At 42.9% G+C, this 20,077-nt stretch carries 21 protein-coding genes; 19 read left to right on the forward strand and 2 right to left on the reverse strand.

The genetic code is table 11. The annotated features are described in order from the left end of the window. Position 1 precedes the first annotated feature (1 nt). From GYX91_RS01970 to GYX91_RS02005, 8 genes are read left to right on the forward strand one after another with little or no spacing between them, the layout of a single operon-like run. Positions 2-604: an outer membrane lipoprotein carrier protein LolA gene (locus GYX91_RS01970; RefSeq protein WP_078474300.1), complete on the forward strand. Its 603-nt coding sequence runs from the start codon at positions 2-4 to the stop codon at positions 602-604. Further along, positions 588-2,936: an MMPL family transporter gene (locus GYX91_RS01975; RefSeq protein WP_110413907.1), complete on the forward strand. Its 2,349-nt coding sequence runs from the start codon at positions 588-590 to the stop codon at positions 2,934-2,936. The genes GYX91_RS01970 and GYX91_RS01975 overlap by 17 nt, the downstream gene beginning before the upstream one ends. Further along, a complete protein-coding gene (locus GYX91_RS01980; RefSeq protein WP_084551340.1) occupies positions 2,923-4,176 on the forward strand; it encodes an NAD(P)/FAD-dependent oxidoreductase in 1,254 nt (417 codons plus the stop codon). The genes GYX91_RS01975 and GYX91_RS01980 overlap by 14 nt, the downstream gene beginning before the upstream one ends. Then, the gene (locus tag GYX91_RS01985; RefSeq protein ID WP_025330065.1) at positions 4,170-4,610 is read left to right on the forward strand and encodes a hypothetical protein; all 441 of its coding nucleotides are present in this window, start codon (positions 4,170-4,172) and stop codon (positions 4,608-4,610) included. The genes GYX91_RS01980 and GYX91_RS01985 overlap by 7 nt, the downstream gene beginning before the upstream one ends. Then, the gene (locus GYX91_RS01990) at positions 4,603-5,823 is read left to right on the forward strand and encodes a beta-ketoacyl-ACP synthase (protein ID WP_174829812.1); all 1,221 of its coding nucleotides are present in this window, start codon (positions 4,603-4,605) and stop codon (positions 5,821-5,823) included. The genes GYX91_RS01985 and GYX91_RS01990 overlap by 8 nt, the downstream gene beginning before the upstream one ends. Then, positions 5,804-6,271, forward strand: coding sequence for a hypothetical protein (locus GYX91_RS01995; protein WP_084564751.1), 468 nt, complete (start codon positions 5,804-5,806; stop codon positions 6,269-6,271). The genes GYX91_RS01990 and GYX91_RS01995 overlap by 20 nt, the downstream gene beginning before the upstream one ends. After that, a complete protein-coding gene (gene fabG, locus GYX91_RS02000; protein WP_025330068.1) occupies positions 6,264-6,998 on the forward strand; it encodes a 3-oxoacyl-ACP reductase FabG in 735 nt (244 codons plus the stop codon). The genes GYX91_RS01995 and fabG overlap by 8 nt, the downstream gene beginning before the upstream one ends. Next, the gene (locus GYX91_RS02005) at positions 6,992-8,218 is read left to right on the forward strand and encodes a beta-ketoacyl-ACP synthase (RefSeq protein WP_084553267.1); all 1,227 of its coding nucleotides are present in this window, start codon (positions 6,992-6,994) and stop codon (positions 8,216-8,218) included. Before fabG ends, GYX91_RS02005 begins: the two co-directional genes overlap by 7 nt. Here the strand turns inward: GYX91_RS02005 and GYX91_RS02010 are convergent. Continuing rightward, the gene (locus GYX91_RS02010) at positions 8,202-8,846 is read right to left on the reverse strand and encodes a 4'-phosphopantetheinyl transferase superfamily protein (RefSeq protein ID WP_084553265.1); all 645 of its coding nucleotides are present in this window, start codon (positions 8,844-8,846) and stop codon (positions 8,202-8,204) included. The two genes, GYX91_RS02005 and GYX91_RS02010, sit on opposite strands and share 17 nt — an antisense overlap. Before the next feature lie 33 nt (positions 8,847-8,879). Here GYX91_RS02010 and GYX91_RS02015 point away from each other — a divergent pair, with 33 nt between their 5' ends. From GYX91_RS02015 to GYX91_RS02065, 11 genes are all read left to right on the forward strand, one after another. After that, complete coding sequence (locus GYX91_RS02015) at positions 8,880-9,305, forward strand: hypothetical protein (protein ID WP_025330071.1); 426 nt, start codon at positions 8,880-8,882, stop codon at positions 9,303-9,305. Positions 9,306-9,544: 239 nt separating this feature from the next. Beyond that, on the forward strand, positions 9,545-11,335 hold the full coding sequence (locus GYX91_RS02020) for a 2-isopropylmalate synthase (protein ID WP_025330072.1): 1,791 nt from the start codon (positions 9,545-9,547) through the stop codon (positions 11,333-11,335). Positions 11,336-11,815: 480 nt separating this feature from the next. Next, on the forward strand, positions 11,816-12,118 hold the full coding sequence (gene ureA, locus GYX91_RS02025; protein WP_025330073.1) for an urease subunit gamma: 303 nt from the start codon (positions 11,816-11,818) through the stop codon (positions 12,116-12,118). A gap of 91 nt (positions 12,119-12,209) precedes the next feature. Continuing rightward, complete coding sequence (locus tag GYX91_RS02030) at positions 12,210-12,524, forward strand: urease subunit beta (protein ID WP_174829813.1); 315 nt, start codon at positions 12,210-12,212, stop codon at positions 12,522-12,524. 100 nt (positions 12,525-12,624) lie between these two features. Beyond that, the gene (gene ureC, locus GYX91_RS02035; RefSeq protein ID WP_174829814.1) at positions 12,625-14,346 is read left to right on the forward strand and encodes an urease subunit alpha; all 1,722 of its coding nucleotides are present in this window, start codon (positions 12,625-12,627) and stop codon (positions 14,344-14,346) included. 30 nt (positions 14,347-14,376) lie between these two features. Continuing rightward, positions 14,377-14,892: an urease accessory protein UreE gene (gene ureE, locus GYX91_RS02040; RefSeq protein WP_174829815.1), complete on the forward strand. Its 516-nt coding sequence runs from the start codon at positions 14,377-14,379 to the stop codon at positions 14,890-14,892. A gap of 13 nt (positions 14,893-14,905) precedes the next feature. Beyond that, positions 14,906-15,625: an urease accessory protein UreF gene (locus GYX91_RS02045; protein WP_038648660.1), complete on the forward strand. Its 720-nt coding sequence runs from the start codon at positions 14,906-14,908 to the stop codon at positions 15,623-15,625. A 22-nt stretch (positions 15,626-15,647) separates the two neighbouring features. Continuing rightward, entirely contained in the window at positions 15,648-16,205 is a 558-nt protein-coding gene (locus GYX91_RS02050) for a HupE/UreJ family protein (RefSeq protein ID WP_174829816.1), read from the forward strand. Positions 16,206-16,355: 150 nt separating this feature from the next. Continuing rightward, the gene (gene ureG / locus GYX91_RS02055; RefSeq protein ID WP_025330080.1) at positions 16,356-16,991 is read left to right on the forward strand and encodes an urease accessory protein UreG; all 636 of its coding nucleotides are present in this window, start codon (positions 16,356-16,358) and stop codon (positions 16,989-16,991) included. Next, positions 16,991-17,803, forward strand: a complete 813-nt coding sequence (locus GYX91_RS02060; RefSeq protein ID WP_174829817.1) for an urease accessory protein UreD — start codon at positions 16,991-16,993, stop codon at positions 17,801-17,803. The genes ureG and GYX91_RS02060 overlap by 1 nt, the downstream gene beginning before the upstream one ends. Before the next feature lie 270 nt (positions 17,804-18,073). Then, a complete protein-coding gene (locus tag GYX91_RS02065; RefSeq protein ID WP_084551349.1) occupies positions 18,074-19,183 on the forward strand; it encodes a hypothetical protein in 1,110 nt (369 codons plus the stop codon). A 100-nt stretch (positions 19,184-19,283) separates the two neighbouring features. On the opposite strand, the gene GYX91_RS02070 is transcribed toward GYX91_RS02065, so the two are convergent. After that, positions 19,284-20,075, reverse strand: coding sequence for an MBL fold metallo-hydrolase (locus GYX91_RS02070; protein WP_174829818.1), 792 nt, complete (start codon positions 20,073-20,075; stop codon positions 19,284-19,286). Positions 20,076-20,077: the final 2 nt, after the last annotated feature.

Below are 20,077 nucleotides of genomic sequence, written 5' to 3' on the forward strand. Positions count from 1 at the left end.
TATGTTGAGAAAAATTTTATTTATTTGCTGGTGTTGCCTGTTTAGTGGATTGTTATGGGCTTTTGATTTAACTGAGCTACAAAATCAATTGCAACGGCCGCAAAATATAAAAGGTGATTTCACGCAGCAGCGTTTTTTGCGCGGTACCAATAAACCCATTATTGCACAGGGACAGTTTGTACTGGTACCAAAAGCCGGCTTATTATGGCAGATGAAAAAACCTTTTGCAGATACCATGAGGGTGCGTAAATCAGGTATTGATCAGCTAAACGCCAATAATAAATGGATTGCCAGCAAACAATCAGCCAGTGCGCAAAAAAATCAGGTAAAGCTTTTTCTGGATCTGCTTGCCGGGCAAACCAATAGCATACAAAGCCAGTTTACTATGCAGTTGCAAGGTACTGCTCAAAACTGGAAATTACAATTACAGCCGAAAAGTGTATTGATGAAACAAATTTTCACCAGAATTGATATTCAGGGTGATGAGTCGGTGAAAAAAATTGTACTGTCTGAAGTGCAGGGCGATCGTACAGAAATTACATTTTCCGCTTTGAAAATTAATACAGCCCTGAACAGGTTTGAGCAAAATGCCGTTTTACCGTAAACGCGTCTGGGCTGGTCTTTATTTACTGCTGATATTTTTTGTGGCGGTAGCGTTATTTTATAGCTTTCTGCAACAGAATCGTCTGGATACTGATTTAACCAGCCTGTTGCCTGATGACGGGCAGAATACACAGGCACAGCAAATGGCTAAAATGCGCATGAATCAGCGCATGAACCGTGATATTGTGGTTTTAGTGGGCAGTAAATCGCCTGATAAGGCGGTTGAGGCGGCACAGATGATTCAGCAAAAATGGCAGGATAGTCATATATTCCAGTCTGTTACAGGTAAACTTGAGCCAGATATTGCTGCTTTGCAGGCCAGTATGCAACGACTGAGCCTGGCTGTCGTTTCAGAACAAAGCTGGCGCAATATTATCAATCAGCCTGAAGAAGCTTTTGCCAGACAGGCGCAAACACTCGTTAATCCGTTTGCTGAGCGTAGCATATTGCCTGTTGATCAGGACTGGCTCGGACTGGGTAACATCATTATGCATCAGGCCAGTCAGGACGGACCTGTTTATTATAATTTTCAGACGGGCTGGCTGAATATAGATGATGGTGATACTACATGGGTTTTACTACGGGCGCGTTTACCGGAAAAAGCCGGACTGATTAATGTACCAGATGGTCTTCTTAAAGTAATTCATGATACTCAGGCATCTCAGGATGTGCAGGTACTGATGGCTGGTGGTGCTATTTTTGCCGCAGAAAATAAAGCCACCGGAGAGAAGGAAAGCCAGTATATGAGTATACTGGGTATGGGTTTAACTTTTCTGCTGCTGTTGTTGCTTTTCCGCAGTCTGCGTATTTTATATTTATTACTTCCTCTGGCAGTAGGCATCTTATTTGGTCTGGCAGCTACCGTAATGCTCTTCGGACATATCCATATTCTCACTCTGGTAGTGGGAACCAGTTTGATGGGTGTATTGCTGGATTTTCCTTTGCACTGGCTGGCCAGTGGCGTGATTCAGCAGCAATGGAATCGCTGGCAGGCTTTACATATTGCAGCTAAAGCCTTTTTATTAAGTTTGATTATTACTTTACTGGGTTATGCGGCTTTACTGATTACACCTTTGCCGATATTGCAGCAGACGGCGATATTTTCTGCTGCTGCGCTGATTAGTGCATTTTTATTCAGCTTACTTTGTTTACCTGCATTTTTTTCTACTACTCAGGCATATATCTATCCTCAGGCTTTGAGTGCCATGTTGTCTTTCGGTAAATTTATCGTCCGCAAGAGGCAGATTATGGTACAGAAAAAATGGCCGGTATTACTGATTCTGCTGCTTATTGGCGGAGGCTTATTGCGGCTGAACACTCAGGATGATATCCGCCAGTGGGCCAATCTGTCACCACAATGGATGGCACAGGCACAAAAAATCGGTTTACTTACTCAGACGATGCCGTCCGGACAGTATTTTGTATTACAGGCAGATAATGATGATGAATTGTTACTGAAAAGTCGTACTCTGGGCAAATCATTACAGGATTTGGTTATACAAAAACAATTATCTGGTTTTCAGTCTCTTGATCAGTGGGTTATGCCGCTTAGCATCCAAAAGCAGCGCCAGCAGGATGTAAGTCGTCTGTCAAGCAATACAGATAACTGGCGTGATTTAGTTAATTTGGGCATAGATGATCACAGTATCCGGGATTATCTGACTGGTTTACAAAAACTACCTTTGCAAACAATTTCCCAAAGTCTTGATAATGAACTGGGAACCGCATGGCAGGATTTGTATCTGGGCAAAATGAGTAACGGAAAAGTTGCGGCTATTGTCAGTTTGTCAGGAGTAAGTCAGGTTACTGCTTTACAGAAGCTGGCCGATAAAAATAACGGTATTTATTTTGTTAATAATTTACAGGCATTAAATCAGTTATTTACACATACGCGAAATCAGGCAATTGCTTTGAAGATAGCTTCTTATCTGGTGGCCATCGTATTGCTGGCTTATGCTTTTGGCTGGCGTAAAGGACTTTTAATGCTGGCTGTACCTGTTCTGTCTTCATTAGCCTGTCTGGCTGTATTTGCTTATGCAGGCTGGCCATTGTCTTTATTTGCTATTTTTGGTCTGTTTCTGGTAACGGCAATAGGTATGGATTATGCAATCTATGTTTCCGTCAAACAGATGGCAGTAGCCGAACGTCTGGCCGGTGTATTGCTGGCTGCGACAACAACAATGATTTCGTTTGCTATTCTTGGTTTCAGCGCAACTCCGGCTATTGCCAGTTTTGGTCGCAGTGTTGCTCTTGGGGTATTTTTTAGCATGATACTGGCTCTGGCCTTGTTGCCCGGAGCCGATAACAGGGGGAGGTGTAATGAGTCAGTTTGATGTAGTAATAATTGGTGCAGGTCCGTCCGGAGCTATTGCCGGTGCTTTATTAAATAAAAAAGGTTATCGGGTTTGTGTACTTGAAAAACAAGTTTTTCCCCGGTTTGTGATTGGTGAAAGCCTGTTACCTCATTGCATGGAATTTATTGCAGAGGCCGGAATGCTGGAAGCAGTAAATGCAGGTGTTGACGATGGTTTCCAGTTTAAAAATGGTGCGGCATTTAGCTGGGGTAATCGCTATACCACTATAGATTTTACCGATAAATTTTCACCGGGTCCGGGTACTACCTTTCAGGTAATGCGGGGGCGTTTTGATCATATTCTTATTAGTGAAGCACAGAAACAGGGCGTAGAAGTTCGTTTTGAGCATAGTGTTAACGGGATTGAGTTTGAGGAGGATGCTGCTGTTCTGTCAGTAACGGATACACAGGGAATGCCTTATCAGATTCGGACGCAATTTGTGCTGGATGCCAGCGGATACGGACGGGTATTGGCAAAATTGCTTGATCTGGAACAGCCGTCTTTCTTGCCTGAACGCATGGCTTATTTTACTCATATTGATGATAATGTTACAGATCCGGTATTTGACCGTAACAAAATTCTGATATGTACCCATCCTGATTTACGTGATGTGTGGTTCTGGTTTATTCCGTTCAGTAACAATCGTACCTCTATTGGTGTGGTCGGCCTGCCGGAATGTCTGAACAATCATGGAGCAGAGGGAGCGGAGGCTATTTTACAAAAATTTGTCAGTGAAGTGCCAATGCTTAGACGCATTCTGGTCAATGCACAATGGCACAACGATGTACCATTCCGGACCTTACGCAATTATTCTGCTAACGTTAAAAGTCTGTATGGAAAACGCTTTGCTTTATTAGGAAATGCTTCAGAATTTCTTGATCCGGTTTTTTCATCCGGCGTAACGATTGCCATGCATTCGGCCAAACTGGCTACAGATGTGTTGCACCGGCAGTTTTCCGGAGAAACAGTAAACTGGCAGCAGGATTTTGCTGATAAATTACAGATAGGTATTAACACCTTTAAGACTTATGTCAATGGCTGGTATAGCACAGCTTTTCAGGATGTTATATATGCTGAAAAAATAAATCCTGAAATCAGACGTATGATAAGCTCTATTCTTGCCGGCTATGCATGGGATGAAACCAACCCTTATGTTATCAATTCAGAACGTCGTCTGGCTGTTCTGGCAGAAATTTGTGGTCAAGCCAAAATATGTTAAAGAATTTTGTTATTTGGCTGATGATGTTGTTTTGTCTGAGCGCCTGTCAAAGTTTACCTGTGATTGATTCGTTACCGGTATTGAAGCAAACGCTCACTTTGCAGGTTACAGATAAAGATGGCAGTAACAGTTTGCTGTTAATAGAACCGTTGTCGGAGCAGCAATGGCGGTTTGTACAGGTTGATGGTTTAGGTGCGCCGATATCCAGACAGATTCTGCAACAGGGAAAATGGCATAATGACGGTTTTTTACCTCCTAATCCCAAAGCACGTCAGCTATTTACTGCTGCCTATGTTTATCTTGGTCATCAGTATCACTGGTCTGTACCTGCTGAACTGAATGATGTAAGAGTTTCTTCTGGTACAGATGGTATGGCTGCAGAAATAGAATGGCATAAACAGCATTGGAAAATCCGGGAGGTGACTGATGAATAAACCGGTTTTTCTAAGTCGTCCTGCTATGGTCAGTGCTCTTGGCTATGGTGTGCATGAGCATATAAGTGCTTTGCTGGGTGAAGCAGACAGCTATCTTACCCGTAGCGATTTCTGGGTAAACGGTAAATCATATTTATTCGGATCAGTCCAGACAGCATTAAGACCTTTTCCGGCCGGATTGAATCCGAATTTCTGTAGTCGTAATAATCAGTTGCTCTGGCACGCACTTTTACAGATTGAAGATGACATTCAGGCTGCCATTACTGAATATGGGACCGATCGGGTAGCAGTTGTACTCGGTACATCGACAACTGGCAGTGATGATAACAGGGCCGCTATTGAGTATGGTTTTACGCGGCAGGACTGGGCAAACAGTGGTTATAATCAGACCTTGCAGTTAATGTCTTCACCGGCAGATTTTGTGGCTGAGATGTATCAGCTGCGTAATGTCCGCTATGGTATATCAACTGCCTGTACTTCAGGAGCACGAGCACTCATAAGTGCGGCACGGTTATTGCGTACTGGTATGTGCGACGCTGTAATTTGTGGCGGAGTAGATACTCTTTCAGCGCTGACTATTAATGGTTTTCATGCATTACAGGTATTATCTTCCGGGCAATGTCAGCCATTTACCGCCATGCGTGATGGTATCAATATTGGTGAAGCAGCAGCTGTATTTGTAATGACCCGGAATCCGTCCAGAGGTCTGCCTCTATTAGGATATGGTTCAAGCAGTGATGCCTATCATATGTCCAGTCCGCGACCTGATGCAGAAGGAGCCAGAAAAGTAATTCAGCAGGCTTTACATAAAGCACAGTTGCCGGCCAGTGCTATTGGCTGGGTTAATCTGCATGGTACTGGCACTACTCAGAATGATGCTATGGAAGCGCTGGCTATTCATAACGAATTGGGTGAGGAAGTATCCTGTGCTTCAACTAAAGCACTTACTGGTCATACACTTGGGGCAGCAGGTGCACTCGAAGCAGCTTTTTTATGGACAGTAATCAGTCGCCAAATTAATCCTGATGGTAAATTACCCCCGCATCGGGCAAAAACAAATCTTGATCCCGAATTAGCATTCATTCATCTGACACAATTTCAAGAAGCATTCAATGCTGATAGTCCGCGCATAGCATTAAGTACTTCATTTGCTTTTGGTGGTAATAATACCGCACTGATTATGGGGAGCAATAATGCAAACCCCGATTTATGATGTGGCTTCCCTGCTGCCGCATAGTGGCAAAATGGTGCTACTGGATGAAATTGTAAATTATGATGAACATAGCTTAACAGCCTATGCATACGTAAAACCAGATCAGATCCTGGTAAAGGGAGAATGTCTTCATTCATGGGCAGCAATGGAAATCATGGCGCAGGGCGTAGCAGCATGGGCCGGAGCATTAGCTCATGACGCCGGTGAACCGGTGCGACTGGGTTTTTTACTGGGAACAAGAAAGCTTCAACTTTATTTTTCAGCATTACCAGTACCCGTTATTTTGCAGATTAAAATTCATGCTTCTTTACAGGATACAAACGGCTTTGGCGTTTTTGACAGCCAGTTATGGTTGTGTGATGAAGCCAGAAATCCGAATCAGTTGCTGGCGGAAGCAGCACTTAATGTATACAGTCCTACTGAAAATGATCTAATACATGATGAATAATGATAAAACTATTCTGGTTACCGGTTCCGCGCGTGGAATTGGCAGAGCAATTGCACTGACGCTGGCTCAGGCTGGCTGGGATATTGTACTGCATTGTCGCAGCCGGCGTGCTGATGCTGAAAAAGTAGCTGCTGAAATAGCGGCATTTGGCTCTCACAGCCGCATACTGACTTTTGATATCAGTGACCGGCAAGCCTGTCAGGAAGTTTTACTAAATGATATAGAACAGCATGGTGCTTATTATGGTGTGGTACTGAATGCTGGTATTACTCGTGATAACGCTTTTCCGGCACTAAGTAACGATGACTGGGATCAGGTGCTGGATACCAATCTGGATGGTTTTTTCAATGTACTGCATCCGCTGATGATGCCCATGATACGCCGGCGGAAAGCCGGGCGTATTGTTTGCGTTGCTTCTGTTTCCGGAATAATAGGTAATCGGGGGCAGGTAAATTACAGTGCATCCAAAGCCGGTATGATTGGGGCAGCCAAGGCACTGGCAGTTGAGCTGGCCAGACGCAAAATTACTGTTAATTGTGTAGCGCCCGGGCTGATCGAAACAGAAATGATTGATGAACATGTACCTGTTGCTGAGATTCTGAAGGCTATACCTATGAATCGTATGGGACGGGCAGAGGAAGTAGCCCATGCAGTAGCTTTTCTGGTATCAGAACAGGCTGCTTACATTACCCGGCAGGTGCTGGCTGTAAACGGAGGTTTATGTTGAGACGTGTTGTGATTACAGGCATGAGCGGTGTCAGCGCGCTGGGAAATGACTGGTCTACAGTTAAAAGCGGTTTGCTGGCTTATAAAAATAAAGTAGTCCGTATGGAAAGCTGGGATCGGTATCAGGATTTAAATACCAGACTGGCTGCGCCGGTGACAGACTATTCTCCTCCTGCACACTGGACGCGCAAACAACTGCGCAGTATGGGAAAAGTAGCCCAGATGTGTACACAGGCTGCTGAAAATGCACTGGCAGATGCAGGACTGCTCGGAGATGAGTCTATTAAGGACGGGCGGATGGGCGTAGCATGTGGTTCGTCTACAGGTAGTCCGCAGGATATTCGCGACATCAGCGAACTTGTTCTTAATGGCAGCTCTGCAAATTTTAATGCCAATACCTACGTACGTATAATGCCGCATACTACGGCTGCTAATCTGTCAATTTTCTTTGGTCTGACCGGAAGGGTGATTCCTACATCCAGTGCCTGTGCTTCAGGTAATCAGGCAATTGGTTATGCTTATGAAGCAATTAAATCTGGCAAAATTGATATGATGCTGGCCGGAGGTGGTGAGGAATTATGTGTTTCTGAAGCTTTCGTGTTTGATTCGTTATATGCAACAAGTTTGCGTAATGAGACTCCGGAGCTATCACCAAGTCCTTATGATGCTGATCGTGATGGTCTGGTTATTGGTGAAGGTGCAGGTATTCTGGTGCTGGAAGAGTACGAAATGGCTAAAGCACGCGGAGCCAGAATTTATGCTGAAGTTGTGGGATTTGCCTGTACTAGTGATGGCTCGCACATCACCCGACCGGAACGTACGACAATGCGCCGTTGTATGCAGATGGCACTTGAAGATGCGCATCTGCCGGCTGCTGAGGTTGGTTATATTAATGGTCACGGTACAGCAACTGAACAGGGAGATATTGCGGAAACTCTTGCTACGGCGGATGTATTCGGATACGTGCCGATCAGTTCGCAAAAAAGTTATCTTGGACATACTCTTGGCGCCTGCGGTGCACTGGAATCATGGTTTTCAATTCACATGATGAATGAAGGCTGGTTTGCACCAACTTTGAATCTTAATCAGATTGATAGCCGGTGCGGTGAGCTGGATTATGTTGTCAACGAAGCCCGCAAAATTGATACAGAGTTTGTTATGAATAATAATTTTGCTTTCGGAGGGGTAAATTCATCTCTGATATTTAAACGGATGAGCTAACGGGCCATTGATGCCAGTTAAATTTGTAGTTATGCCAGCGACCAAATCCATAAGTACAATTTAACGGGGATGCAGAGCAGACAGCAGGATAGACTACACTGATATGCCAGCAATTATCAACAATACAGCTGTATGCCTGAACCGGATTATCCAATGCCGGAATATAAATTCCATCATATCCGTCAGGTATTAAATTATATTGGTGCATATCAGATAACTGACCGTGTCTGACTTTAATCAATGCTTCTTTAAGTGTCCATAACTGGTAGAAAGAGCAAGATAGATTCTGCTGTTCAGATAGCCATTTCTGTTCGTTATCTGTACAGCAGAGCTTTGCCAGTGATATAAAATCACGTTCCTGTGCATACTCCATATCAATACCCGGAATATGCTGTATTGAAGAACAGGCGATTAAACCGGCATAACCTTTCTTATGTGTTAGAGAAAGCCGTTTATAGAAAGCTGAAAGCTGCTGTTTCAAAAACCGGCTGCTTTGCCAGTCGGTATGCTGAGCTAAATGCGGATTTTTCTGTAAACGCTGTTTGTCTGCCTGATCCAGTTTCAGGTTACTATATTGTCCGGAGACTTCGGATGATGCAAGCAAAATCAGACAATCTTGATTCATCATGTAGTACACTTCATTAATTAAAAGGAGTAAGGAATGAAAAAGTTTTCTAAAGTAATAACGCTGGCAGCATTGCTGGCTTGTGTGTCTGCTGCTTATGCACGTGATGATAAATTGCTTTTGTCTATTCAGGATGCAATTAATGCACCGGAAGCTGCACAGGTATTGAATCCGAAAATAAAAGTTTATTTTGCTCAGAGTTCCGGACGGGTAGTGCGTGCCGGTCTGGTTAGCAACCGTAAAACCAATAGTGTAGGCAAAACAGATGAAGAAGCCTGCCGTTGGGCATTTCTATCTGCTGTAAAACAGCTACAGGAACAGGCCGTTGCACATAATGCCAGTAAAGTAACCAATATTGTCAGCTATTATAAGAAAAACAGTATGGCTAGTACAAAAGAATATGAGTGTCATGCCGGCGGAGTGGTTGCAGGTGTTGCTCTGAAAGGGGATCTGGCAAATTAAAATCACAGCTGTTTGCCATACAACCGCCATTTATCTGAGTAAAAGATAAACCGGCGGTTTTTTATCACAAGTATAAACTCAAAAATAATTATCTCTCTTTTGTCTAAAATGTCTAAATAAAATTATTCTATTAAGAAAAATAGAAATTTAACTTGCTTTAATGTCTAATTTTACGTATATTAGCTTAACGGAATATATTGTAGCACAATAAAATGAGTAAATTGGACAAAAGGTCAGTTATGCAATTGAATATAGACCGCTTAATTGCCTATTTTGGTGGCGTCAATGCTTTGGCAGAAGCACTCAAACAACATTATCCGGATAATGCTGCTTCTACAGCTGCTATTTATAAATGGCGTAAGCGTGGTTCATTACCATTAAATCAGTTACAAAAAATTATTCTGATGGCTGAGAAACAAAATAAGCCGCTGGATATCAATGCATTTATGCAACACAATAACACTACCTTGGAGAGACCAAGAATGACCAGTACCAATAATCGAGTCATTATATTTGACACCACTCTGCGCGATGGAGAACAGTCGCCGGGTGCAGCCATGACCAAAGAAGAAAAAATCCGCATCGCACGCCAGTTGGAGAAGTTAGGTGTAGATGTCATTGAGGCAGGATTTGCTGCTGCCAGTCCGGGTGATTTCGATGCTATTCACAGTATTGCCGAAATTATTCAGAATGCCACGGTATGTTCACTGTCACGAGCTAATGAACGAGATGTACGTAAGGCCGGCGAAGCCATTGCACCGGCAAAGCGCAAACGCATTCATACTTTTATTGCTACCAGCCCGTTGCATATGGAACATAAACTGCGCATGAAACCGCAACAGGTTAAAGAAACCGCAGTTAAAGCAGTAAAAATTGCACGTGAATATACTGATGATGTGGAATTTTCCTGCGAAGATGCATTGCGCAGTGATATCAATTTTCTTGCCGAGATTTGTCAGGCAGTTATTGAAGCAGGTGCTACTACCATCAATATTCCGGATACAGTGGGTTATGCCATTCCTTTTCAGACTGAAGCATTTTTCCGTGAATTGATTCAGAAAACACCCGGCAGTGATAAGGTTATCTGGTCGGCACACTGTCATAATGATCTGGGGCTGGCCGTAGGAAACTCACTGGCCGCAGTAAGTGGTGGTGCACGACAGGTAGAGTGTACTATTAATGGTCTGGGTGAACGGGCAGGTAATGCCAGTCTGGAAGAAGTAGTAATGGCACTGAAGACCCGTCACGACATTTTTGGTCTGGAAACCAATATTGATACCACACAAATTGTTCCTACCTCAAAAATGGTTTCTACAGTTACCGGTTATCCTGTCCAGCCAAATAAAGCCATTGTAGGCGCAAATGCTTTCGCCCATGAGTCCGGTATTCATCAGGATGGAGTGCTGAAATGCCGCGAAACTTATGAAATTATGTCTGCTGAATCAGTTGGCTGGAGTACAAACCGGCTTACACTGGGTAAACTTTCCGGTCGTAATGCTTTCCGGACTAAATTACAGGAGCTGGGTATCGAGCTGGATAGTGAAGAAGCACTGAATGCAGCCTTTGCCCGCTTTAAAGAGCTGGCAGATAAAAAACGTGAAATTTTTGATGAAGACTTGCATGCGCTGGTTTCAGATGAGCTGGTTAGCCGTGCACCGGATCGTTACAAATATGTATCTCTGAGTATTCACAGTGAAACCGGAGAAGAGCCGGTAGCAGAAATTGTTTTTAATCTGGACGGAAACGAAAAACGGGCCAGCGGTCATGGTTCAGGACCGATAGATGCGGTATTCAAAGCCATTGAGTCTAAAGTTAACAGTTCTGCCGATTTACAGCTTTATTCGGTAAATGCGATTACTGCTGGCCCTGAAAGTCAAGGTGAAGTAACCGTGCGTTTATCACGCGAAGGCTATATAGTTAATGGCCAGGGAGCTGATACCGATATTCTCGTCGCCAGTGCCAAAGCTTATTTGTCTGCTTTGAATAAGCTGGATAGTCAGCCGCGGATTAAAGCTCAGGGGGTGATTTAATCAGTGTAAAGCAAGTTAAAAGACTTAAAAATTAAATATTTTAAAATGCCTGCTTCTGTTACGGTATAAGTAATCAGAACAGGCAATTTTATATAAGGATTTACGATTTAACTGTACAAACTGTTTTATTTAAGTTTATTATGTTTTTATAACATTTGTTTAATAAATTTAAGTTTAAATAAGCATTTTGAAAGCTAATTTTTTAACTCAAATTTAATCAGATTATGAAATACATAAAACATTTTTTATGGTCAAGTGCCATATTTACTATTCCTATAACAAATGCTTTTGCGAATGTGGATGAAAATAGTACCACCTATAAAACTGGCTCCATCTTAGGAAGAATATTTTTAATTATTTTTCTAAGTCTGATCATTTATAAAATTTATCAATATTACAAAGATAGATAAATCTATCTAAGATATATAATAAAGTCATATAAAATTAATTCATCAATCCAATAATTTACAGAGAGAAACTATGCACTTAACCAGTCGTGAACAGGAAAAACTGATGCTGTTTCTGGCAGGAGAACTTGCGGCCAAACGCCGGGCGCGGGGAGTAAAACTAAACTATCCGGAAGCGATAGCTTATATCAGCAGCCAGCTACAAGAAGCTGCACGGGACGGTATGAGCGTGGCCGAACTTATGCAGTACGGAGCAACACTGCTCACCACTGCTGATGTTATGGAAGGTGTTGCCGATATGGTAGATGAAGTCCAGATTGAAGCTACTTTTCCGGACGGGACAAAGCTGGTTACCGTACATCAGCCTATCCGCTGAAATAAACGTCAGTTATTCTGAGATTAGCTGCAGGCGAATTATTATTAAACAGCAAATAATATCTGCTCAAAACAAATTCAGGAGAAACAGCATGATTCCGGGAGAATATATTCTGGCCGCAGATGACATTATGGCCAATCAGAACCGCCGTACAATGACCATTGTTGTCATTAATCGTGGTGACCGTCCGATACAAGTGGGTTCCCACTATCATTTTTATGAAACCAATCCGGCACTTGAGTTTGAGCGGGAACAGACACGCGGCATGCGTCTGAATGTTCCTTCCGGTAACGCAGTCCGGTTTGAACCCGGAGAATCGAAAACGGTTGAACTGACGGAATTTGGCGGGTACAAAAAAATATTTGGTTTTCATAATGCCATAAATGGCAGCGTAAACAGTGAATAATTTATCCGTCTGAGCAATAACAGATTGATATATATTCTGATTAATAGCAAAAATAACTTACCGAAAATCGATACAAATTATTTAGACAGAGAAACCAGCTATGAGCCTGAAAATTTCCCGCCGGCAATATGTTGCTACTTACGGACCAACAGTAGGCGATAAAGTACGTTTGGGTGATACCGAATTATTTGTAGAAGTAGAGCGTGATTTGCTTACATATGGTGACGAAGGAAAATTCGGTGGTGGTAAATCCATCCGGGACGGAATGGCACAGTCTGCTACAGCAACGCGCAGTAATGAAAATGTGCTTGATATGGTTATCACTAATGTACTGATACTGGACTATTGGGGCATTGTAAAAGCTGATATTGGTATTCGTGACGGCAAAATTGTTGCTGTAGGTCAGTCAGGTAATCCGGATACAATGGATGGAGTGCACCCCAGGATGATTATTGGTGCTGCTACCGAAGTGCATAATGGCGCCAACCTGATCGCGACCGCAGGCGGGATTGATACCCATATTCACTTTATTTCTCCTCAACAGATTACTCATGCCATCGAATCGGGTATTACTACCATGATTGGCGGTGGTACCGGTCCGGCTGATGGTACCAATGCCACCACAGTCACACCGGGCGCATGGCATATTCAGAAAATGTTACAGGCTGCTGAACAAGCGCCGGTTAACCTTGGTTTTTTCGGTAAAGGTAACTGTGGCACTCTGGAGCCGCTGCGTGAACAGATAAATGCCGGAGCACTGGGGTTAAAAATCCATGAAGACTGGGGTGCTACAGCCGCTGTCATCGATGCATCATTACGGGTGGCAGATGAGATGGACGTACAGGTGGCAATTCATACTGATACGCTGAATGAAGGCGGTTTTCTTGAAGATACCATGCGGGCAATTAATGGCCGTGTAATCCATACCTTTCATACCGAAGGTGCAGGCGGCGGACATGCTCCGGATATTATTAAGGCTGCGATGTATCCGAATGTATTACCGGCTTCCACCAATCCTACCCGTCCGTTTACAGTTAATACCATAGACGAACATCTAGATATGCTGATGGTGTGCCATCATCTGGATAAAAGTGTAGCAGAAGATGTGGCGTTCGCTGATTCACGTATTCGTCCCGAAACCATTGCTGCCGAAGATATTTTGCATGATATGGGTGTATTTTCGATTATGAGTTCAGATTCGCAGGCTATGGGCAGAGTGGCAGAAGTCATTCTGCGAACATGGCAAACTGCCGATAAAATGAAACAGCAGCGCGGACGTCTGGCCGAAGAAACAGGTGCGAATGACAATTTCCGTATTAAGCGATATCTGGCGAAATACACCATTAATCCGGCTATTGCTCAGGGCATCAGTGACTATGTCGGCTCAATTGAAACAGGTAAAATTGCCGATTTGGTTCTGTGGAAACCAGCATTTTTTGGTGTTAAGCCGGAAATTATTATCAAGGGCGGCAGCATTAGTTATGCACGTATGGGTGATCCAAATGCCTCCATTCCGACACCGCAGCCAGTTATTTACCGGCCGATGTTTGGCGCGCTGGGGCGTGCTGTTCAGGATACTGCCGTGTTATTTGTCTCTCAGGCAGGGTTGGATAATGATATTCGCAAAAAATACGGTTTATCTAAACAGACTCTGCCTGTACATAATTGCCGTGCAATCGGTAAAAAAGACCTGATTCACAATAATGCTATGCCGGAAATCAACGTAAATCCGGAAACTTATGAAGTGCAAGTGAATGGCGAACATATTACCTGTAAACCAGTAAATAAAGTGGCTTTGGCGCAGCGATATTTTCTGTTTTAATATGCAATAATATTTTTTATAAAACCACAAATGAATCTAATTGTCCAAACCATTATCGGCAATCTGCAAACTCTTAAACAGGAAAAGCAGATTACTACTCAGATGCTGGATACTGTCTGCCTGCAATGGTTTGAAGCAGACCGGCGCATTATCCGTACTACAACTGCCAGCGGGTGCGAAATTGCTTTTCGCCTGCTGAAAGAGGGGCAGCGACTGCATCATGATGATGTGGTTTATCTGGATAAACAGCTGGTCATTGCAGTGCAAATCGAGCCAAGTGAAGTCATGGTACTTGCTCCGCAAACTTTGCCGGAAATGGCACGTGCCTGCTATGAAATCGGCAATAAACACACACCATTGTTTCTGGATGGTAATGAATTACTGTTGCCGTTTGATAAACCTTTATTTGAGTGGCTGCAGGCTGCCGGATTTGCACCGACACGTCAGCAACGAAGATTAAGTGAACAGTTGCGGGCTAATTCAGCGCCGGGTATCGGCGCAGGACACAGCCATAGCCATGATATAACCGGTCATCACCATCATTAATGAATTGCACTATATGTCCGGCTCAGACCGAAAAATTGATATTGAAACACTGACACGTGCAGGATTATTGCTGCAACTGGCCGACCCGACGCTGCCAATCGGTGGTTTTAACCATTCCGGAGGGCTGGAGACTTTTGTTCAGCAGGGCATTATTTATGATGCTGTTACACTGAAAGCATTTGCTGAAACACAGCTAAAGCAAAACTGGTTACATAATGATGGTGCTTACATGTCTCTGGCTTATACTGCCGCTACTGAACATAATCTGAATGTCCTGATATCTCTGGACAGGCAGATAGGGGCGACAAAAATCGCACGTGAATTACGGGAAAGCAGTTATAAGCTTGGCACACGCCTGCTGAAAATTTTTGTACCACATACCAGCTCAGCAATAGTGGCTTCCTATCAGGCTGCTTTAGCAGCACAACAGGTACGCGGGTTTTACCCGCTGGTATTTGGATTACTTGCTGCGTCTCTGCAACTGGATAAAGCGGCAGCATTGCAGGCATTTTATTACAATGCCGTAATAGGTTTAATTACCAACGGGGTTAAGCTGATACCGCTGAGCCAGATGGCCGGACAGGAAATGTTAATTGAATTGCATGCAGTAATAGCTCATATAGTTATTGCAAGTATGCAACCGCAACAACAGCAACTTGGCGCTACAACACTGGCAACGGACATTCGGGCAATGCAGCACGAACGTTTGTATAGCCGTTTGTATATGAGTTAATGTCTCAACACTGGAGGAAAATATGAAAAAAATATTTGCTTTATTATTATTAACCCCGGTATTTGCCTTTGCCCATCCCGGACACCTTACGGAAGGCTGGATGGCAGGTGTTCAGCATCCGCTCAGTGGCTGGGATCATCTGCTGGCTATGGTAGCAGTGGGTTTATGGGCGGCAACTTTTCAGGGTAAAGCACGCTGGCTGATTCCCGTTACTTTTGTCAGTGTGATGACTGCCGGATTTGTGATGGGAGCACAGGATATCCGAATACCAATGCTGGAGCAGGGGATTGCCGTTTCCGTACTGGTATTGGGGCTGGCTGCGGCCTGGCTGAAAAAAGTACCGGCTGGTGCCGCTATGCTGCTGGTTGGCCTGTTTGCTTTGTTTCATGGTATTGCACATGGTGCCGAAATGGGCTCACATGGTGCATTCAGTTATGCCTGTGGCTTCATTATTGCAACGGCGGCTTTGCATGCCATCGGATTTGCACTGGGTACAGTAATGAGTAAACATCAGTGGGTGTTGCGGTTTACCGGCAGCGTGATTGGTCTGATTGGTTTCGGTATGCTGTTTGCAGGCTGATAACAATACCCGGATAAAATCAGTTCAGACAGAAATGGCTTCTGAACTGATTGTTTAATAAACAAGCTGTTCTGTCTGAATAGAAGCAGCTGAGTTAGTCGTGAAATACTGTATCAGACCGAGTAAACGGAATGGTGCAGAAGGAACACCATGCGTGAATACATTAAAATCGGCGTTGCCGGTCCGGTAGGTTCCGGTAAAACTGCACTGATTGAAAAACTTACCCGTCATATGGTTCAGGAATATAGTATTGCGGTGATTACCAATGATATCTATACGCAGGAAGATGCTGAATTTCTGACCAAAAACAGCCTGTTGCCACCAGAACGAATTATGGGCGTAGAAACCGGTGGCTGTCCGCATACTGCCATTCGTGAAGATGCCAGTATGAATCTGGAAGCAGTAGATGAAATGACAGCACGCTTTCCAGATATTCAGATAGTATTTATCGAAAGTGGTGGTGATAATCTTTCAGCTACTTTCAGCCCTGATCTGGCTGATGTTACGCTGTTTGTTATTGATGTGGCGCAGGGAGAAAAAATTCCGCGCAAAGGCGGACCGGGTATTACCCGTTCTGATTTGCTGGTTATCAATAAAACTGATTTAGCGCCGTATGTAGGTGCCAGCCTTGAAGTGATGCAGCATGATGCACAGCGTATGCGAAAAGGGCAGCCATTTGTATTTACCAATCTGATGGCAGAGGAAGGTATTAACACTGTAATCAAATGGATTAAAAAATACGCCTTACTTGAGAACACAGACGAACCAGCCGGTCTGATACGTTAATGCACAGCCGCTTACATCTATCTACTCAGCTAAACCGGCACGGACAGACTACCTTTGCCAGTTGCTTTTATACACCACCGCTGAAAATTCTGCCTTTACCGCAAATGATATCACCGGTATGGTCGCAGGCTTTGCCGGCGATACAGATGAGTTCATCACCGGGATTACTGGCAGGGGATAGTATCGATATTGGCATAGAACTGGCTGAGCAAACCCAATTGTATTTGTTTACTCAGGCATTTACCCGTGTGCAATCCATGCCGGCTGCTACGGAAGCACAGCAGCATACCCGTATCTGCTTGCATGAACACAGCCGGCTATGCTATCTGCCTCATCCTTTGGTATTGCATCGTGATGCAGCTTTAACACAAACCATGCACATTATTCTGTCAGATAACTGTCAGCTCATTCTAGGTGAAATCATAGCCTGCGGTCGCGTGCTTAATCAGGAAAGCTGGGATTTTCGTTATCTGTCTTCACGCATTAATATTGATTACCGGCAGCAGACATTGCTTAATGACAATATATACTGGCAGCCGCATCAGCAGCCATTGAATGTACTGGGACAGATGGAGCAATATACCCATCAGGCTTGTCTTTACTATGTCAATACCGCTGCCAGCAAAAACGAAATCCGGCAACTGGTTAACGAAATCTATTCTGCACTACAGCCAGACTGGCCGTTAGAAAATAATCAATATCTGTGGGGGATTACTCAGGCGGCCGATTGTGCTTTATGTATACGTGCATTAGGGTTGAGCGCAGAAACATTACAGCAGATATTAGAACAAACAACACATTATTTAAGTTAATACAATCTTATATTTATCCGGATAATGATTAAAATGAACTAATGCTATTGTTAATTTTTTAATAATTTTTTGTATAAATATTTTTTATTTTTGGATAATATAGTTAATAGAGAAATTTATTTTAGTAAATTGTGTATAACTCTGTATCTGAATCAGTAATTATTAAAAATAATTGTTTTACTTAGTTTTATTCAGAGCTGTCATTAATTTTTGTGATTCTGATATAGACAATAATAGTTATCATAATTAAATGTGGACAGGATGCGGTCTATGGCTTACTACACCGAAATTTTTACTCCGGAAACATATCAGGCTTTTACTCAATCAGATCGAACGATTGATGGTTTTTATGAACGACATAAAGAGGTTGCGAAACGGGTTAAAGCCGGAGATATTTTAGTTTGTTATGTTACCCGCATCTCTCGCTGGTGTGGTTTACTTGAAATACTAGATAACGAACCGTTTAGGGCTATTAAACCTGATTTTGTAGAAACAGACGATCAGCATGTTTTGTGTTTTCATGTACGACCAAAAGTATGGTTATCCTTACCTGATTCAATCCCAATTCGTGACGATAAAATCTGGCAGCATCTTTCTTTTACTCAGTCATATCCTAAAAATAGTAGTATCTGGACCGGTATTCTGCGAAACAGTTTAAATAAACTTAATGATAAAGACGGAGAGTTATTGGCAGAGATGCTATCGATGCAGGCTAATAATCCTTTTCCTTATCCTTTAGATGAAAAAGAGTTGAAAAACTTAAAAAAACATACTGTGAATCGTGTAGATAAGGTCGTTCAGGTTTCTGTGCCTGAAAATGATGAATCTATAGATGATAATGAAGGCAGTCAAAATAATGATGTTCGTGAATCAATTAAAATGCAGGCATTACTGGCTCAGATAGGAGCTTGTATGGGACATCGAATTTGGTTACCTAAGGCTGATCGCAGCAGAGTCTTAAAAGAATGGAACAAAGGTACCGAAGCTTTATTGGACAGATTACCGCTTAATTATGATGAAGCGACAATAAGTACGATTGAGCAAATAGATGTTATTTGGTTAAAAGGGCGTTCAATTGTTCGGGCATTCGAAGTAGAGCATACGACTTCAGTTTATTCGGGTTTATTAAGAATGGCCGATTTACTTGCACTGCAACCGAATATGAATATTAAATTACATATTGTTGCACCCGATTACAGACAGGAAAAAGTTTTTCAGGAAATACTCAGACCGGTTTTTTCTCTTTTAGAGAAAGCCCCTTTATCTGAAATTTGTAGTTATATTTCTTATAGTAAACTGAAAGAACTAAGTAAACAAAAGCATTTAGACAGAATGAATGATGGGGTATTGGATGATTATGATGAGCAAGCAGAATTGTAATTTTGATTTATTTTTCAAAATTTAAATTGATGATTTTTATAATTAAAATATAGTAAAAATTTATTATTAGTAATGTTAAGATATTTATGATAAAAGTATATTAATAATAGCTGCTTACAATTAAACCATCATAAGCCGGTGCGCAGTTTTTGGGGCAGCGATGTTTGAGTGCGTGATATTCCTGACTATGAGTCATATGAATAAAGTAAGTTTGTCTGGCATTGATACGCTTAGCATAAGTAAAAGCTTGTTCGGTACTCAGATGACTTGGATATGGGGTATCCATCAGGCAATCGAGAAAGAGATAATCCAGCCCGTTTAAGTACGGAAATATAGATTCATCTATATGGTTAAGATCGGTAAACCAGGCGATGTTGCCAATACGAAAGGCACTGGTTGTCCAACTACCATGCGGGACACCAAAGTGCCATACAGGTACACCTTCAATAGTCAGAACGCTATTCTTACCTTGATTCAATGGCAGTTCATATGCACGTAATACCGGCCGGTTCCAATGGTTATTCTGCTCCAGAAAGGCATAATCGAAACGGTTCTGAATATTGGACAAGGTGTCATGGTGTCCGTAAACAGGAATAGCTGCACGTTGTCTGTAGCAGAATGCACGCAAATCATCAATGCCGTTAAGGTGGTCTGCATGCGGATGAGTATAAAGCACCCCATCGATACGCTGCAGCTTATGTTGTAAGGCCTGATGATAAAAATCAGCACCAGTATCAATTTGCCAGTATTGTTCACCAATCTGTACATGCGCACTGCAACGAGTACGCCGATTTTTGGGATCTGTGCTGCTACATGCAGAACAGTCACACCCAATAACCGGTGTACCGGATGAGCTACCACAGCCAAGTACAGTAACGGTAATCTGTGTCATGG

This window comes from Snodgrassella sp. ESL0304 (assembly GCF_013344995.1).
Lineage (GTDB): Bacteria > Pseudomonadota > Gammaproteobacteria > Burkholderiales > Neisseriaceae > Snodgrassella > Snodgrassella alvi.